Annotated in this window: 14 protein-coding genes; 6 read left to right on the top strand and 8 right to left on the bottom strand. The window is 61.9% G+C overall.

Going from position 1 to position 14,893, the window contains the following annotated elements; translation table 11 throughout:
- Positions 1 to 166: 166 nt before the first annotated feature.
- From L4923_RS22455 to L4923_RS22430, 6 genes are all read right to left on the bottom strand, one after another.
- Positions 167 to 1,783: an FGGY-family carbohydrate kinase gene (locus L4923_RS22455; RefSeq protein WP_239369325.1), complete on the bottom strand. Its 1,617-nt coding sequence runs from the start codon at positions 1,781 to 1,783 to the stop codon at positions 167 to 169.
- 66 nt (positions 1,784 to 1,849) lie between these two features.
- Positions 1,850 to 2,578, bottom strand: a complete 729-nt coding sequence (locus tag L4923_RS22450; protein ID WP_239369324.1) for an SDR family oxidoreductase — start codon at positions 2,576 to 2,578, stop codon at positions 1,850 to 1,852.
- A 140-nt stretch (positions 2,579 to 2,718) separates the two neighbouring features.
- On the bottom strand, positions 2,719 to 3,978 hold the full coding sequence (locus tag L4923_RS22445) for a sugar ABC transporter permease (RefSeq protein ID WP_239369323.1): 1,260 nt from the start codon (positions 3,976 to 3,978) through the stop codon (positions 2,719 to 2,721).
- Positions 3,975 to 4,784, bottom strand: coding sequence for an ATP-binding cassette domain-containing protein (locus L4923_RS22440; protein WP_239369322.1), 810 nt, complete (start codon positions 4,782 to 4,784; stop codon positions 3,975 to 3,977). Before L4923_RS22440 ends, L4923_RS22445 begins: the two co-directional genes overlap by 4 nt.
- Before the next feature lie 80 nt (positions 4,785 to 4,864).
- Complete coding sequence (locus L4923_RS22435) at positions 4,865 to 5,926, bottom strand: ABC transporter substrate-binding protein (protein WP_239369320.1); 1,062 nt, start codon at positions 5,924 to 5,926, stop codon at positions 4,865 to 4,867.
- A gap of 263 nt (positions 5,927 to 6,189) precedes the next feature.
- Positions 6,190 to 7,074 (bottom strand): AraC family transcriptional regulator, encoded by an 885-nt coding sequence (locus tag L4923_RS22430; protein WP_239369318.1) that lies wholly within the window; start codon positions 7,072 to 7,074, stop codon positions 6,190 to 6,192.
- Between the two features lie 561 nt (positions 7,075 to 7,635).
- Between L4923_RS22430 and pobA the strand changes: the two genes are divergently transcribed.
- Entirely contained in the window at positions 7,636 to 8,805 is a 1,170-nt protein-coding gene (pobA, locus tag L4923_RS22425) for a 4-hydroxybenzoate 3-monooxygenase (RefSeq protein WP_239369316.1), read from the top strand.
- Between the two features lie 25 nt (positions 8,806 to 8,830).
- Here the strand turns inward: pobA and pcaQ are convergent, their stop codons facing one another.
- Complete coding sequence (gene pcaQ / locus L4923_RS22420) at positions 8,831 to 9,751, bottom strand: pca operon transcription factor PcaQ (protein WP_239369343.1); 921 nt, start codon at positions 9,749 to 9,751, stop codon at positions 8,831 to 8,833.
- Between the two features lie 89 nt (positions 9,752 to 9,840).
- On the opposite strand from pcaQ, the gene pcaD reads away from it, so the two are divergent.
- The 5 genes from pcaD to L4923_RS22395 are packed head-to-tail and all read left to right on the top strand — an operon-like array spanning position 9,841 to position 13,530.
- The gene (pcaD, locus tag L4923_RS22415) at positions 9,841 to 10,641 is read left to right on the top strand and encodes a 3-oxoadipate enol-lactonase (RefSeq protein ID WP_239369314.1); all 801 of its coding nucleotides are present in this window, start codon (positions 9,841 to 9,843) and stop codon (positions 10,639 to 10,641) included.
- 1 nt (position 10,642) lies between these two features.
- The gene (pcaC, locus tag L4923_RS22410) at positions 10,643 to 11,047 is read left to right on the top strand and encodes a 4-carboxymuconolactone decarboxylase (RefSeq protein WP_239369312.1); all 405 of its coding nucleotides are present in this window, start codon (positions 10,643 to 10,645) and stop codon (positions 11,045 to 11,047) included.
- A 2-nt stretch (positions 11,048 to 11,049) separates the two neighbouring features.
- Positions 11,050 to 11,790: a protocatechuate 3,4-dioxygenase subunit beta gene (pcaH, locus tag L4923_RS22405; protein WP_239369310.1), complete on the top strand. Its 741-nt coding sequence runs from the start codon at positions 11,050 to 11,052 to the stop codon at positions 11,788 to 11,790.
- Between the two features lie 58 nt (positions 11,791 to 11,848).
- Positions 11,849 to 12,466 carry a protocatechuate 3,4-dioxygenase subunit alpha gene (gene pcaG / locus L4923_RS22400; RefSeq protein ID WP_239369308.1) on the top strand — a complete coding sequence of 206 codons (618 nt, stop codon included), beginning with the start codon at positions 11,849 to 11,851 and terminating at the stop codon, positions 12,464 to 12,466.
- Between the two features lie 5 nt (positions 12,467 to 12,471).
- The gene (locus L4923_RS22395) at positions 12,472 to 13,530 is read left to right on the top strand and encodes a 3-carboxy-cis,cis-muconate cycloisomerase (RefSeq protein ID WP_239369306.1); all 1,059 of its coding nucleotides are present in this window, start codon (positions 12,472 to 12,474) and stop codon (positions 13,528 to 13,530) included.
- Between the two features lie 119 nt (positions 13,531 to 13,649).
- On the opposite strand, the gene L4923_RS22390 is transcribed toward L4923_RS22395, so the two are convergent.
- Positions 13,650 to 14,825 (bottom strand): M20 aminoacylase family protein, encoded by a 1,176-nt coding sequence (locus tag L4923_RS22390; RefSeq protein WP_239369304.1) that lies wholly within the window; start codon positions 14,823 to 14,825, stop codon positions 13,650 to 13,652.
- Positions 14,826 to 14,893 lie beyond the last annotated feature (68 nt).

Raw genomic sequence — 14,893 nt, 5'->3', positions numbered from 1 at the left:
CTTATCCCCCGATCTGGCGCAAAAGGCGGTTTCGCCCTCGCAGCGCATTGCAATCCGGCAGCGTCTTACGCCATAGGCTGGGAAAGTCCATCCGCCGCAAGACGGCGGAGCGAAATAGACCCAAAGATGGCAGGGTACATCCCTCTGACCGGAGAAAGAGACTAACTTAGACTTCCGCGCGTACCGCCCTGCCCGCCTTCTGCAGCAGTTCAAACGCATGGAAGCGTTTCGCGTGCCAACCGGCTTGAGCCGGATTCGCTCGATAAATATCGCCGAGTTCCGACATCGCCGCCATGGCTGTGGCGACATCCGGAAAATGGCCTGCCGCAACGGCGCCCAGGATGGCGGAACCGAGCAGGACAGGTTCCGGCGAAGTCGACGCGGCCACGACTAGCCCTGTCGTGTCTGCGAGAAGCTGGCGAACCAAAGGGCTCTGACCGGCGCCGCCGCTGACGACAATGGTGTCAGTCACAACGCCCTTCTCGGCCAACACGCCGACAATCTGGCGCGCACCGTACCCAAGACCGCAAATGCCTGCGAGATAAAGACCCACCAACCCATCCAGGCTGGTGTCCATACCGATGCCGGCGATCAGACCGAGCGCCTCAGGATCGGCGAATGGCGCACGGTTGCCAAGAAATTCCGGCACGACATGCAGTTTGCCGATGAGTTCAGGCGCCTTCTCGGCGCCGCCGCGCTTGTCGGCCTCCGTCGCCAGCCATTGGCTCAGGCTCATGCCGTTCTTATCGGCTTGCACCGACGCCTCGGCGGAAGCCGGGTGCATGCGCACCAGATGATCGATCGCAGCTCCTGCGGCTGACTGCCCCCCTTCGTTCAGCCACAGCCCCGGCACCATGGCCGAGAAATACGGTCCCCAGACGCCGTCCACGAAGGCTGGCTCGGCGGTGGTCGACATGGTGCAGGCTGACGTGCCGAACACATAGGCCATGCGCGAAAGCACGCTGCCTGCGTCGCCGCGTGCGCCCACCGTGCCGATACCGCCGGCATGGGCGTCGATGAGGCCGGCACCAACCGGTGTGCCTTCGGCAAGGCCGAGATCACGCGCTGCCTCGGCCGTCAGTCCGCTGCCCAGCGCCGTGCCTGCCGGCCCGACCTCCCTGCCGATGCGGCGGAACTGCTCGTCAGCCAGCGCGCCAAGCCCGACAGTGCGGAAATAGCGCTCGTCCCAGCGCTGTTCATGCGCCAGGTAAGTCCATTTGCAGGTAACAGTGCACACCGACCGGGCAAGGCTGGCTGTCGATTTCCAGGTCAGGAAATCGGTCAAATCCATGAATTGCCAGGCATGGGCAAAAGTCTCCGGCTTATGCTCGGCCAGCCACAGCAGTTTCGGCGTTTCCATCTCCGGCGATATGGCGCCGCCGACATAATTCAGCACGCCCTCGCCGGTCCGGTTGATACGCGCAGCCTGCTCGGTGGCACGGTGATCCATCCACACGATGATGTTGCGCTCGGCCTCATTGGTTGGCCCCACGCTGAGTGGCTGTCCACCGTCGCCCAGCACCACCAGCGAACAGGTGGCATCATAGCCGATACCAGCGATCGACTCTGCCAGCACGCCAGAAGTGGCGACGGCTTCGCGCGTGCTGGCTGCCACTGCTTGCCAGATATCGCGGCTTGATTGCTCGACGATGTCACCCGCTTCGCGAAACAGCGCAATGTCGCGTTTGGCGGAGGCGAGCATGGCACCGCTCACATCGAACACGCCTGCACGAGCGCTGCCGGTGCCGACATCGATGCCGATGAAATGCTTTGCCGAAGTCATGCGATCACCCGTAATAGCGAGAAAACGAAAAAACGCCGCCGGCACGCGAGCTGGCGGCCGTCGAAACTAGAGATCGTTGCTCTGCGGAAGGATCACCAGGTCGCGGATGGTGATGTTGCGCGGCCTGGTCAGCATGAACATCACCGCCTCCGCCACCTCCACAGGCTGCATCAAGCCGCCTGCCGCCAGCTCGTCTTCCAGCTTCTGCTTTGGCCAGTCGCTGATCAACGCCGTCACCACCGGGCCGGGCGCGACCGCACCGACGCGCAGGCCGTGCTTGGCCACCTGGCGGCGCAGCGTGTGGACAAAGGCCTGGATGGCATGTTTCGAAGCCGTGTAGATCGGCTCCCACACCACCGGCACAAGGCCGGCGATCGAGCTGGTGACGACAATGTCGCCGGTCTTGCGTTCGACCATGTGCGGCAACACCGCGTGAATGGAACGAAACGCAGCATTGATGTTGAGGTTCAGCATGCGGTCCCAGGCATCCGGATCCCCATCAACCACCTCGCCACCAACGTATGAACCGGCATTGGCGTGAAAGATGTCGAGCTGACCGGCCTTGTCCAGGATCTGCGGCATCATGCCGGCCACGCTTTGCGGGTCCATCAAGTCGACCACCACGGGGAACGCCTGCTGCCCAAGGTCCTCGCAAACGGCTTTCAGCGCATCTTGATTGCGGTCGACGAGCGCGACTCGCACGCCGGCCGCGACCAAGTGCCTGGCGCATTCCAGGCCAATGCCCGATGCGGCACCGGTAATCGCCGCGACTTTGCCGGTAAGGTCCTGAGCCATTTCTGCCTCTTGTTCTGTTTGGTTGCTTGGGGAGCTAGAACAATTCCAGGAAAGGTGCGCGTAGCGTTTTCCGTCCGGAATTGCGTGAAAACAAAACTGGAGCGTTTCCGCGATCTCGTGAAAACGGAAACGCTCCAGGATCAGGCGCGGCCGTGCGAGACACGAGACCTGCGCGCCAGCGAGTCGACGATCACGGCGATCGCCAGAACGGCGCCGGTGATCATGTAGCGAAGCGACGACGACAGATCGAGCAGCGTCAGTCCGCTCGCGATCGACTGGATGACGATGATGCCGAGCAAGGCTGAGTAAGCGCTGCCCCGGCCGCCGAACAGACTGGTGCCGCCGATCACCGCCGCAGCGATGGCGTTGAGATTGACGTCGCCGGTGCCGGCCTGCTGGCTGGATGAAGCAAGGCGCGCCGCAGCCAGGATACCACCGGTCGCCGCCAGCGTTGAACACAGCATGAAAGCGGTGGTGTAGATATAACGCACGTTGATACCGGCACGGCGAGCCGCTTCACGGTTGCCGCCAACGGCATGCATCGAACGGCCCCATTGGGTGCGTTTCAGCGCATAGTTCATCGCCACGACCAGACCGACGAACAGGCCGAACATCCATGGGATGCCACGCGAACTGTTGAGGTAGAAGACGATGGCCTCGAGTACGACGACGATGACGACAGCGCGCGCAACGATGCCTGCCATCGACTGCGCCGAAAGCCCCGCCTCGCGGCGGCGCGTGGCTTCGCGATAGCCGGTCCAGAAAATGCCGATGCCAGCTATCGCGGCGAGCCCATAGGAAACCCAGGCCGGCATCACCATAAGCTGGCCGAAATTCACCAACGGCGATTCATACGGCAGGTTGATCGAACCGGTCGAGCCGAGCAAATAAAGCTGGAGGCCCAGCACGGCGAGCAGTCCGGCCAGCGTCGAGACGAAGCTCGGCATGCCGAAACGATTGAGCAGCAGGGCGTAAACCGATCCGATGACCGCGCCTGCTGCCATGGCGGTGACGATGGCGAAGCCGACCGGCCAGCCCTGGTTGACCCAGAGCACACCGACCAGCGCCGAAGCGAAACCGCTGACGGACCCCACTGACAGGTCGATCTCGCCCAGCATCAGGATGCAGACGATGCCGAGCGCGATGACGCCGACCGTTGAGCAGTCGAACAGTAGGTTGACCAGATTGTTCGCCGACAGGAACACCGGGTTCAGGCTCTGAAACACCGTCCAGATGATGGCAAGCCCGACGATGACCGGCAACGAGCCGAGATCGCCCGATCGCACCCGGTCGAAGAAGGCGCTGATCGTGCCGCCAAGCCCTTCGGCGTGTTTCACGCGCACGTCGGCACGATCGAGAAGCTGTGGCTGCGGCGCATTCTGTGTGACTTTATCGGTCATGGCTGGCTCTCCTGAGCTTGCGCGCGGCGGCTGGCCCGGCGGGAAACAGAGTTGTTTTCGGCACCGGTGATCGCGCTGACCAGTTCCTGGTTGGAGGCATCGGGGAGGAAGATGCCGTTGTTCTTGCCGAGCCTCAGAACGACGATGCGATCGGCGACGGCGCGCACGTCTTCCATGTTGTGGCTGATCATGATCACGCCGAGGCCGCGTTCGCGCACACGCTCGATGAGATCGAGCACTTCCGCCGTCTGGGCGACGCCGAGAGCGGCCGTCGGCTCGTCGAGCATGATGAGTTTGGGATCGAGCAGCAGCGAACGCGCGATCGCCACAGTCTGGCGTTGCCCGCCCGACAATGAGGCGATTGGTTCACGCACGCTTGGAATGCGCGCCGAGAGTTCGTTGAGCAGCTTCCAGGCCTTGATCTCCATCGACACCTCGTCCAGCCGCATCGGGCTGAGCTCCTTGCCGAGGAAGATGTTGGCGACCACATCGAGATTCTCGCACAGTGCCAGGTCCTGGAAGACGGTGGCGATGCCGAGGCTGAGTGCCGTCGCCGGATCGGACAATGTGACGGGTTCGCCTTTGAAGGTGATCGTCCCCGAGGTCGGCTGATGGACGCCGGCGAGGACCTTGACCAAGGTCGACTTGCCAGCGCCGTTGTCGCCGACCAGAGCGACAACTTCGCCGGCATGAACATCGAGATCGATATCGGTCAGCGCGGATACGGCGCCGAATTGCTTGGAGATGCCGCGCAGGCTGAGCACAAGCTCACGTGCCGGGGCCGGCTCCTGTGATGTCCCTGTCATGATGCAAGCCTTCCCAAGAGTGTTCGCCACAATGGCGGTGCTGCCCCGCCGGTAAGCGGCGGGGCAGTCGCGATCATTGGTTACTGGGTGATGCCGAGCTTCTTGCAGCCCTCGGCATAGCGGTCGACGCACAGCTGTTCGGCGGTCGCGATCTTCTTGTCGATGATCTCGGCCTTCAGGTTCTCCTGGGTGACGACCACGGGTACGAAGAGCTGCGAAGGCGTGTTGAACAGCGTTGTCTCTGCCTTTGGCGTTTCGCCCTTTATCAGCTGCACAGCGACATTGGCAGCGGCAGCGGCAACGATCTCGCTCGGCTTGTTGATGGTGTTGTACTGGTCGCCGGCGATGATCAGTTGCAGGGCTGCGAGCGTAGCATCATTGCCGGTAACCGGCGGAACCGGATTGAAGCCACCAGCCTTGAACGCCGCGATGGCGCCACCGGCGGTGCCGTCATTGGCGGCAACCACGCCAAGGATCTTCTTGTCGAAACGCGTGATCTGTCCGCTCGCCCATTGCTGGGCCTTCGGCGGCGCCCATTCCGGCGTGTCGTATTCGGCCAGGATCGGATAGCCGCTGTTGTCGAGGCCGGCATGGATGCCCTTCTTGATCAGCCCGGCAGCCGCATCCGTCGGCGAACCGTTGATCTGGAGCACGCCGGTGCCCTCGTCGGCTTTCACACCCTTGTCCTTCAGATGCTTGACGAGGGAGTCGGCGATCGACTTGCCGATGGCTTCATTGTCGAACGACACATAAAAGTCGGCCTTGGCATCGGGAATTGGGCGGTCATAGGCAACCACCTTCACGCCCTGGGCCTGCGCTTGCTTGACCAGCGAAGCGGCCGCGGTGGAATCGACGGGGTCGATGACGATGACCTTGGCGCCTTGTGAAATCATTGAATTGAACTGCTGCTGCTGGCGCGCGGCATCGGCGTCTGCGTTCTGATAGAGAACCTTGCAGGATGCGCAGAGCTTTTCCATCTCGGCCTTGAAGCCCGGATAGTCATGCTCTTCATAGCGGGTCGACGCCTGGTCCGGCATCAGGAAGGCCACGGTGGCGCCATCAGCGCTCTGGGCAAGTGCCGAGCCGCTGGCAAGAGACAGGGCCAGCACCGCCAGGCCCGTCATTTTCCATGAATGTTTCATTGCATCTTCTCCCTTGGACGATATGGCAATGGGTGAACTGAAGAGCTGCCCTCCCAGGCAGCGTGAATCCGTCAGCATTCCGGCCGGCTTGCGCATTGGCTTGTGGCCATCTCGCAGCACCGAACGTCGCTTCGGGAAAAAGCTTTCCCCTCGCGAGCGGTACGCGACCGCTCACGTTGTTATTCTTCTGCTGGTTTTTCCTCCCGATCCTCCGTTCTAGCGGCCTCGGCCGCGTTGCTTCAGTCGGCTTTCGCCGCGGTTGTTCACGCGGCTTTCGCCGCGTTTATGTGGTCGATCGTCAGCCGCCGGAACCGCGACGGCGTCATGCCCTTCTCCGCCAGGAACTGGCGGTTGAAGTTCGAAAGATTGTTGAAGCCGACCTCGAAGCAGATGTCGGTGATCGGCGCCTCTTCGTCGCTGGTCAGGATCTGGCACGCAAGATTGATGCGCAGCCGTTTCACATACTGCACCAGCGTCATGCCGGTGTGGCGACGGAAGGCGCGGGAAAAGGCGGAGGTCGACTGTCCTGCGATGGCCGCCAGATCAGCTTCGCTGAACGGATTGGTCAGATTTTCGCGCAGATAGCTGAGCGCCTTGTTGATGCCAGCAGACATGTAGCCGGATGGGTCGGGCAGATAATTCGGGCTCGCCAGCATGCGTGCGCCATGGCTACGGCTCAGCAAACCTGCGATCGCCATGAACAGCTCTATGCGGCGCACACCCTGCGCCTTCATCAGCTCTTCCATCACCGGAGCGACCTGCCGGCTGGTCTCGGCCGAAAACATCACACCGCGCCGCGACTGCTCCAGCACCGGCGCAAGTGCTGCCAGCTCCGGCAACACCCGCATGGTGTCGCCGATAAAGCCTTCATTGAATTGCAGGATGCGGCACCGCAGCGGGATGGTCGACCCGGGAGGAATGTCGCTGACCCAGTTGTGCGGCAGGTTTGGGCCGGTCAGCACCAAATTGCCGGGTTCGAATTCGCCGATGAAATCGCCGACGAAATAACGGCCCGCAGTGGCAACCACGAGGTGGAGTTCATATTCGGGATGGAAATGCCAGCGCACCGTATGGAACGGATAGCCATGCGACCAGGCCTTGAACGACTCGCCTTGTCGAATCTGGACGACTTCCAGGTCCGGACCCATGCTTGTTTCCTCCGGGCGCTAGGCGGTTTGCCGCTGCGCCCTTTCCCAATCGGCTGGATGTGCTCCAGCTCTGACCTTCGAAACAAACGCTAGTCCCCACGCCACGATGGCGCCACCACGTTTGGACATGTGCAATGATACTTTTTTGACCTTCATGGGTAAAGATATGCAGTAACCGCTAGGCAGCTTGCGGACGGACGACCTTGGTGATTTGCACCGGCCCCGTCATTTTCGTTAAGCATTGATTTACCAATGTGGGCGGCAGCTGTGATTGTCGAAACGAAACGTTTCGCATCGGCACTCCGAGTCGAATAGCCCCGAACTCGGTCGGGCTCATCGCAAAGGCGGCTCATGGCGGACTCGGGCAACACGGTTGCTCTGGGCCGTGGTGGGTCCGATCACCCTTTCCAGAGCATCTGGACTGCAGTCCTCATTCCGCTTTCATAACGATCCATATATGCAAGCGGCTTTAGATATCATTTTACCGAACCGTACGGTTGGGCGATGGTGCCGTCCTCAGGCTGGAGTTGCAGCCAGTCACGCCGCTATTCTGAGCACCGGATGCGAACACAGGTCGTTATTATCGGTTCCGGCCCTTCGGGGCTGCTGCTTGGCCAGCTCCTGACCCGAGCCGGCATCGACAACATCATTCTCGACAGGGTCGGCAAGGATTACATCCTCGGTCGTGTCCGTGCCGGCGTGCTGGAACAAGGCACGGTCGATCTCGTGCGCAGAACCGATGCCGACCAGCGGCTGAGCCATGAAGGCTTGGTTCATGACGGCTTTTCCATCGCCTTCGGTGGACGCGATCATCGCATCGATCTTGCCGGCCTCACCGGCAAACATGTCACCATCTATGGCCAGACCGAGATCACGCGCGACCTGATGGCCATACGCGAAGCCGCAGGCACAAAGACCCTCTATGACGTCAAAGATGTCGCCTTGCACGGGTTCGACACCAACAGCCCGTTCGTGACCTATACAAGGAGCGGCGTTGCCGGGCGGATCGATTGCGACATCATCGCCGGCTGCGACGGATTCCACGGCATCAGCCGCCGCAGCATCCCTGCTGGGGCGATAAGAACCTTCGAGCGCGCCTATCCATTCGGCTGGCTGGGGTTATTAGCCGAGGTGCCACCGGTCAGCGAGGAACTGGTCTATGCCAATCACGAACGCGGCTTCGCTCTCTGCTCGATGCGTTCGATGACGCGCTCGCGTTATTATCTGCAGGTGCCCGCCGACGAACGGGTGGAAGGCTGGAGCGATGATCGCTTCTGGGATGAACTGCGCAGCCGGCTCCCGCGTCATCATGCCGAAGCAGTCGTCACCGGCCCTTCGTTCGAGAAATCGATCGCGCCGCTACGGTCCTTCGTGGCCGAGCCGCTGCGCTTCGGCCGCCTCATCCTCGTCGGCGATGCCGCCCATATCGTGCCACCGACCGGTGCCAAGGGGCTGAACCTTGCCGCCAGTGACGTGCATTACCTGTTCGAAGGCCTGCGCGACTTCTTCCTCGATAAATCATCTGCCGGCATCGACGCCTATTCCGGGCGCGCATTGGCAAGAGTCTGGAAGGCCGTGCGTTTCTCATGGTGGATGACCACCCTGCTCCACCGTTTCCCCGACAGCAGCGACTTCGAGCGCAGGATTCAGGACGCGGAGCTCGACTATCTGACGCATTCGCAGGCGGCAGCGACAGCGCTTGCAGAGAATTATGTCGGCCTGCCCTACTGAATTCTGCAGCAACCGGTCCCCATGCCTATTGCGGCAACTCCGCAGCCGCCTCGCGCAGCGTCTGCATCAGCAACCCTAGTCCCAGTGTCGGTTGCTGGTCGGCGCGGATGGTGAGGCCGACCGGGCCTTTGGTTTCGCTTGTGTCGATCGGAAGAACGGCCAACGCGCCATCTTCTATGTCGGCAGCCACCACCCCTTCCGATATGATCCACACCGCATCGGTCGAGCGCACGAAAGCGTGGCCAAAAGCGTGCGAAACCGTTTCGATTTGTGTCGGCCAATTCGGCACCCCGTTGGCAATCAGCAATCGCTCGACGAAGGGACGGATGATCGAGGTTCGCGTCGGCATCAGCGCGACATAGCGGGTGAGGTCGGCGAAATCGAAGGCGCCCCCGGCCAGCAGTGGATGGCCGGCGCGCACCACGAAACGCACCTCTTCCGAATACAGATGTTCGAACGAGAATCCGGCCATCTGCTCCGGCGCAGCCAGCCGCCCGACGACGATGTCGAGATCGCCGACACGCAACTGCCCGAGCAGCACGGCGTTCTCCCCGGTGACGATCTTGACACGGCTGCCGGTGTTTTCGCCGAGCAACAGCGATATGGCACGCGGCATGATGCGTGTGGATACCGTCGGCAGCGCACCGATCCGAACCGGTTCGGCACGGCCCAATCGATCCGCAGCGATGGAATCCATCCCCTGCCGCAGTGCCGAAATCGCGGCACCGGCGTGGCGCAGGAACACTTCGCCAAGTCGCGTGACGCGGATGCCGCGCCCATCCCGCTCCAATACGCGCACGCCGAGCGCGTCCTCCAGTTCTCGTATGGTCTTGGTCACTGCCGGTTGGCTGACATGCAGCATTTCAGCCGCCTTCATCACGCTTTTCTGGCGCGAGACCTCGACGAATGTCTGCAGATGTCGGAACTTGATGCGGTGGTCGATCACGTAGCCCATAACCCGTGAGTTAACAGACTGGCGCAATTTATTATTTTACTTAACCAAACGAAAGGGCAACAACAGCAGAGGAGGTGTGCATGCGACTGACACGGATCAACGATATCGTCCTGCACCATCGCCTGACGGCCACGCCATCCGAGGGCCCGGTCGTCGTGTTCATCAATTCGCTCGGCACCGATTTCCGCATCTGGGACGAGACCGTGGCTCGCCTCGCAGGTGAATGCGCCACACTGGTCTACGACAAGCGCGGCCATGGTCTTTCGGATCTCGGCGACGCCCAGCCGAGTATCGCCACCCATGCCGCCGACCTTGTAGCCCTGCTCGACCACCTCGCCATCAAACGTGTGATCGTCTGCGGACTTTCGATCGGCGGCCTCATCGCGCTCCAGCTCTACGCCAGCCGCCCCGACCTCATTCAGGCCATGATCCTGAGCAACACTGCCCACAAGATCGGCACCGCCCAATCCTGGAACGAGCGCATCGAGATTTCCGAAACCAAGGGCATCGCCGCCTTTGCCGATGGCGTGATGGAAAAATGGTTCACGCCGGCCTTTCACGCTGAACGCGCCGACGAGCTTGCAGGCTACCGCAACATGCTGATCCGGCAGCCGGTCGCCGGCTATGTCGCAGCGTGCCGCGCGCTGGCAAGTGCCGACTTGACGCAAACCGCCCAACGCATTTCCGTGCCGACACTCTGCATCGTCGGCGACAAGGACGGCTCGACGCCGCCAGCGCTCGTTCGAGCCCTTGCCGATCTGGTGCCTGGCGCACGCTATGAAATCATCGACGGTGCGGGGCACATCCCTTGCGTCGAACAGCCGGAAACCTTCACGGCGCTCATCAGCGCCTTCATCCGCTCGCAATCATCGGGAAGCTGATATGGCCGCAGGCGAGACGATGTCAGAGCGCTACCGGCAGGGAACAAAAACCCGCCGCGCGGTGCTGGGCGATGCCCATGTCGACAAGGCGGAACGCGCCGTCACCGACTTCGACCGTCCTTTCCAGGAGTTGATCACCGAGGCAGCGTGGGGCACGGTTTGGGCGCGTCCGACCTGGACGGCGCGCGAACGTTCGATCGTCACCATCGCACTGCTTGCCGCGCTTGGACATGACGAAGAAGTGGCCATGCATGTGCGCGCCACCGCCAACACCGGCGCGACGCGCGAGGACATAACCGAGGCCATGTTACATGTCGCGATCTATGCCGGCGTGCCCGCGGCCAATCGTGCGATCCGCATCGCCAAGCAGGTCTACGAGACCCTCGACGCCGAAAAGGAAGCCTGACCATGACGGACCTCAAGCCCGACACAGGCGCCTTTTTCACGCGCGACCGCACCTGGCATCCGCCGGCTTATACGCCGGACTACAAGACTACGGTGCTGCGTTCACCGCAGCGGGCGCTGCTTGCATTGGACAACACGCTCTCCGAAATCACCGGCCCGGTCTTCGGCCATGCGATCCTCGGCGAACTTGACAACGACCTCATCCATAATTTCGCCCGCCCCGGCGAAGCCGCAATCGGCGAGCGCATCATCGTGCATGGCCGCGTCCTCGACGAAAGCGGCCGCGCTGTGCCAGACGCGCTGATCGAGGTTTGGCAGGCCAATGCCGGCGGACGTTACCGTCACAAGAAGGAAGGTTATCTGGCGGCGCTCGACCCCAATTTCGGTGGCTGCGGTCGCTGCATCACCGACGAGAACGGCAACTACCGTTTCCGGACGGTAAAACCTGGCCCCTATCCCTGGCCGAATGGTCCCAATGATTGGCGTCCCGCACACATCCATTTTTCGGTGTTCGGCCATGGCTTTGGCCAGAGGCTGATCACGCAGATGTATTTCGAGGGAGACCCGCTTATCTGGCGCTGCCCGATCGTGCGCACCATTCCAGACCGGCGCGCGGTGGAGCTGCTGATCGCGCCGCTAGACATGGCCAATACCATCCCCATGGATGCACGCACCTACAAGTTCGACATCGTCCTGCGTGGCAGACGCTCGACGCTTTTCGAAAACCGGCTGGACGGCAACTAAGTCGTAAACCCATGAAGATCGAAATGGTACTTGAAACGGCAAAGAGCTCGCGACCGCAATGACGCAGGATCTCAGCTATCTGAAGGAGACCGCCTCGCAGACGGCAGGCCCATATGTGCATATCGGATTGACGCCGAACGCCTCAGGCATCACGGGTGTCTATCCAGCCGATCTCGGCGCGACGATGCTGAATGACCGGACCAAAGGCACGCGGATCATCATCCGCGGCCGCGTTATCGACGGCGGCAACGCACCGCTGCGTGACGGGCTGGTTGAGATCTGGCAAGCGGATGCGGCTGGCCTCTATAACAGCCCTAGCGAACCCCGCGGAGGGGCTGACCCCGAATTCACCGGCTGGGGTCGCTGTGCATGCGACGGCGACAATGGCGAGTTCATATTCCACACCATCAAACCTGGCCGGGTACCATTCAAGGATGGTCGACTGATGGCACCGCACATCACCTTCTGGATCGTCGCGCGCGGCATCAATCTCGGCCTGCACACGCGCATGTATTTTCCGGAAGAAATGCAGGCGAACGCGGAAGATCCGCTGCTTCTGCGTCTCGAACATCGCGATCGGATGAAAACCATGGTCGCGCAGGGCGAAGGCAAAGACAGCTATCGCTTCGACATCCATCTGCAGGGCGAGCGGGAAACCGTGTTCCTGGACATCTGAGCCCGATGAGCGTCTGCCCCTTCGACCATCCCGTCCTTGGCGGCCTTCTCGGCGACGAAGAGGTCAACGGCTATTTTTCCGCCGAGGCGGAAGTGAAGGCAATGCTCGCCTTCGAGGCCGCTTTGGCCTCCGCCGAGGCAAAGGTCGGGCTGATACCGGACGAGGCGGCTACTGCCATCGTCGACGCGATCTCGACCTTCGAGCCCGACATCGACCGGCTGCGCATTGCAGTCTCGGTGGACGGCGTTGTCGTGCCGGAACTGGTGCGGCAACTGCGAGCGGCAGTTGGTGGCAAAATGGCATCGCATATCCATTTCGGCGCCACCAGCCAGGATGTCATCGACACCGGCTTGATGTTGCGCCTGAAACCGGTGCTTGCCGTCGTCGAGCAGCGTCTCGCCGTCTTCCTGAACGCGCTGGGCAACCTCGCAAAACGCGACGGCGAGAAGACGCTGATGGCTGCAACACGCATGCAGCCGGCAATCCTGATCCACGCGGGCGACCGTATCGAGAGCTGGCGTGGGCCGGCTGAACGCAATCTGGAACGGCTGCGCGCGTGGATGATGGACGGGCTTGCGCTGCAATTTGGTGGTGCCGCCGGCACGCTCGACAAACTCGGCGACAAGGCGAACGCGGTGTGCGCAGCACTTGCGAGCGAACTCGGGCTCACCGATCGGCCACAATGGCACAGTCAGCGTGACCGCATCGCCGAGCTGGCTTCTGTTCTTTCGTTGATCTCCGGAAGCTTGGGCAAATTTGGGCAGGACGTGGCTCTCATGGCGCTATCGGGCAACGAGATCGAACTCGCCGCCGGTGGCGGCTCTTCGGCCATGCCGCACAAGCAGAACCCGGTTTCGGCTGAAGTGTTGGTGACACTGGCCCGTTTCAACGCAACGCAGCTTGCCGGCATGCATGGCGCCCTGGTGCACGAGCAGGAGCGGTCGGGAGCCGCCTGGACGCTGGAATGGATGATCCTGCCGCAGATGATCGTCGCCACGGCTGCAGGCACCAGACTTGCCACCGAACTCGTCGCTAACATTCGACGGCTGGGCCATGAAGGTTAGTTCGGCGATCCCTCTTGTGGTCGTCGTCAAACGTAGTCGATGATCCACGCCAGTCTACGAAGGCACTTCATCTGCGAGCGGCGAACGCAGCCGCTCGGACCGGTAAAGCTTGCTCTAAGTTACCGCACGCGCGGCAACGCTCGATGCACGACGTTCAGGAAATAACGCATGCCCACCGGCACGATGTCATCGTCGAAGACGAAGCGGTCGCCATGCAAGCCTTCGCCCGGGCCGACATCGCCTACACCGATCCAGGCATAAGCGCCGTCTCCGACACCGCGCAGCAGAAAGGCGAAATCCTCGCAGCCCATGCTGGGCGGGAAATCGGTACTGACGCGCTCGATACCGACCGTATCCCGTCCGGCAAGGGTAGCCAGTTCGGCACCCGCGACGGGATTGACCACCGGCGGATAGCCGCGCTTGTAATTCAGATCTGCCGCCACGCCATGCATGGCTGCCACGGCCTGCGCCACCCGGCCGATCTCCGCCGCGCAATGGTCCGACAAGGCTGGATCATAGAAACGGCAGGTCCCCTCGACGGTGGCTTCCGTCGGCACGAAATTGTTGAACCGTCCGCCATGGATCTGCGTGACCGAAAGGACGGCGGCCGAAAGTGGATCGATGCTACGGCTGACCACGCGCTGTATTGCGGTGACGAAGCTAGCCGCGGCCAGCACCGGGTCATCACCGAGATGCGGCATCGCCGCATGACAGCCGCTGCCGTGGAACCGGATCTCGAAATCGTCGACCGCCGCCATCTGCGGGCCGGTCAAGACACCGATCTGGTCTTTCGGGAAACCCGGCCAATTGTGGATGGCAAACACTTTCTCGACCGGGAAGCGCTTCAGCAGCCCGTCTTCGATCATCTTCTTGCCGCCACCGACAACTTCTTCGGCCGGCTGGAAGATGAAAACAACCGTGCCATCGAAATCGCCGCTCTCGGCAAGCAGCTGCGCGGTCCCCAGCAGGATCGCAGTGTGGCCGTCATGGCCGCAGGCGTGCATGACGCCCTTGTTCCTGGATGCATAGTCGACGTCCGTCGCCTCCTCGATCGGCAGCGCATCGAGTTCGGCGCGCAGCGCGATCGCCCGCTTGCCGCTTCCTTTGGTCAGCGTGGCGACAACTGCGGTCTGGCTGACATCCGTGTGCACCGCCAGGCCGAATTCGGAAAGCTTTGCCGCAACGAAGGCAGCGGTCTCATGTTCAGCAAAACCGAGTTCGGGATTGGCGTGGATATGCTTGCGCCAAGCGACCACTTCGGGCGTGATCTCGGCAACTCTGTCGTTGGTGGGCATCGATTGTCTCACGGTTCACTTCTCTCGGAATGACAGCGACCCTAGATGTGGAGAAAGAACCCCGTCTT

Origin of the sequence: Terribium retamae, from assembly GCF_022347545.1 — a bacterium.
In the GTDB taxonomy this organism is placed as follows: Bacteria; Pseudomonadota; Alphaproteobacteria; order Rhizobiales; family Rhizobiaceae; genus Mesorhizobium; species Mesorhizobium retamae.
The sequence above is the reverse complement of the archived record's forward strand: the minus strand, read 5'-3'. Positions and strand labels throughout refer to the sequence as shown.

Bases quoted from the DNA above. Each gene is read 5' to 3' on its own strand.
- L4923_RS22435 (WP_239369320.1), bottom strand. From the start codon at position 5,926: ATGAAACATTCATGGAAAATGACGGGCCTGGCGGTGCTGGCCCTGTCT.
- L4923_RS22450 (WP_239369324.1), bottom strand. From the start codon at position 2,578: ATGGCTCAGGACCTTACCGGCAAAGTCGCGGCGATTACCGGTGCCGCA.
- pcaC (WP_239369312.1), top strand. From the start codon at position 10,643: ATGGCCGCAGGCGAGACGATGTCAGAGCGCTACCGGCAGGGAACAAAA.
- L4923_RS22395 (WP_239369306.1), top strand. From the start codon at position 12,472: ATGAGCGTCTGCCCCTTCGACCATCCCGTCCTTGGCGGCCTTCTCGGC.
- pcaG (WP_239369308.1), top strand. From the start codon at position 11,849: ATGACGCAGGATCTCAGCTATCTGAAGGAGACCGCCTCGCAGACGGCA.
- pobA (WP_239369316.1), top strand. From the start codon at position 7,636: ATGCGAACACAGGTCGTTATTATCGGTTCCGGCCCTTCGGGGCTGCTG.
- L4923_RS22445 (WP_239369323.1), bottom strand. From the start codon at position 3,978: ATGACCGATAAAGTCACACAGAATGCGCCGCAGCCACAGCTTCTCGAT.
- L4923_RS22455 (WP_239369325.1), bottom strand. From the start codon at position 1,783: ATGACTTCGGCAAAGCATTTCATCGGCATCGATGTCGGCACCGGCAGC.
- L4923_RS22390 (WP_239369304.1), bottom strand. From the start codon at position 14,825: ATGCCCACCAACGACAGAGTTGCCGAGATCACGCCCGAAGTGGTCGCT.
- L4923_RS22430 (WP_239369318.1), bottom strand. From the start codon at position 7,074: ATGGGTCCGGACCTGGAAGTCGTCCAGATTCGACAAGGCGAGTCGTTC.
- L4923_RS22440 (WP_239369322.1), bottom strand. From the start codon at position 4,784: ATGACAGGGACATCACAGGAGCCGGCCCCGGCACGTGAGCTTGTGCTC.
- pcaD (WP_239369314.1), top strand. From the start codon at position 9,841: ATGCGACTGACACGGATCAACGATATCGTCCTGCACCATCGCCTGACG.
- pcaH (WP_239369310.1), top strand. From the start codon at position 11,050: ATGACGGACCTCAAGCCCGACACAGGCGCCTTTTTCACGCGCGACCGC.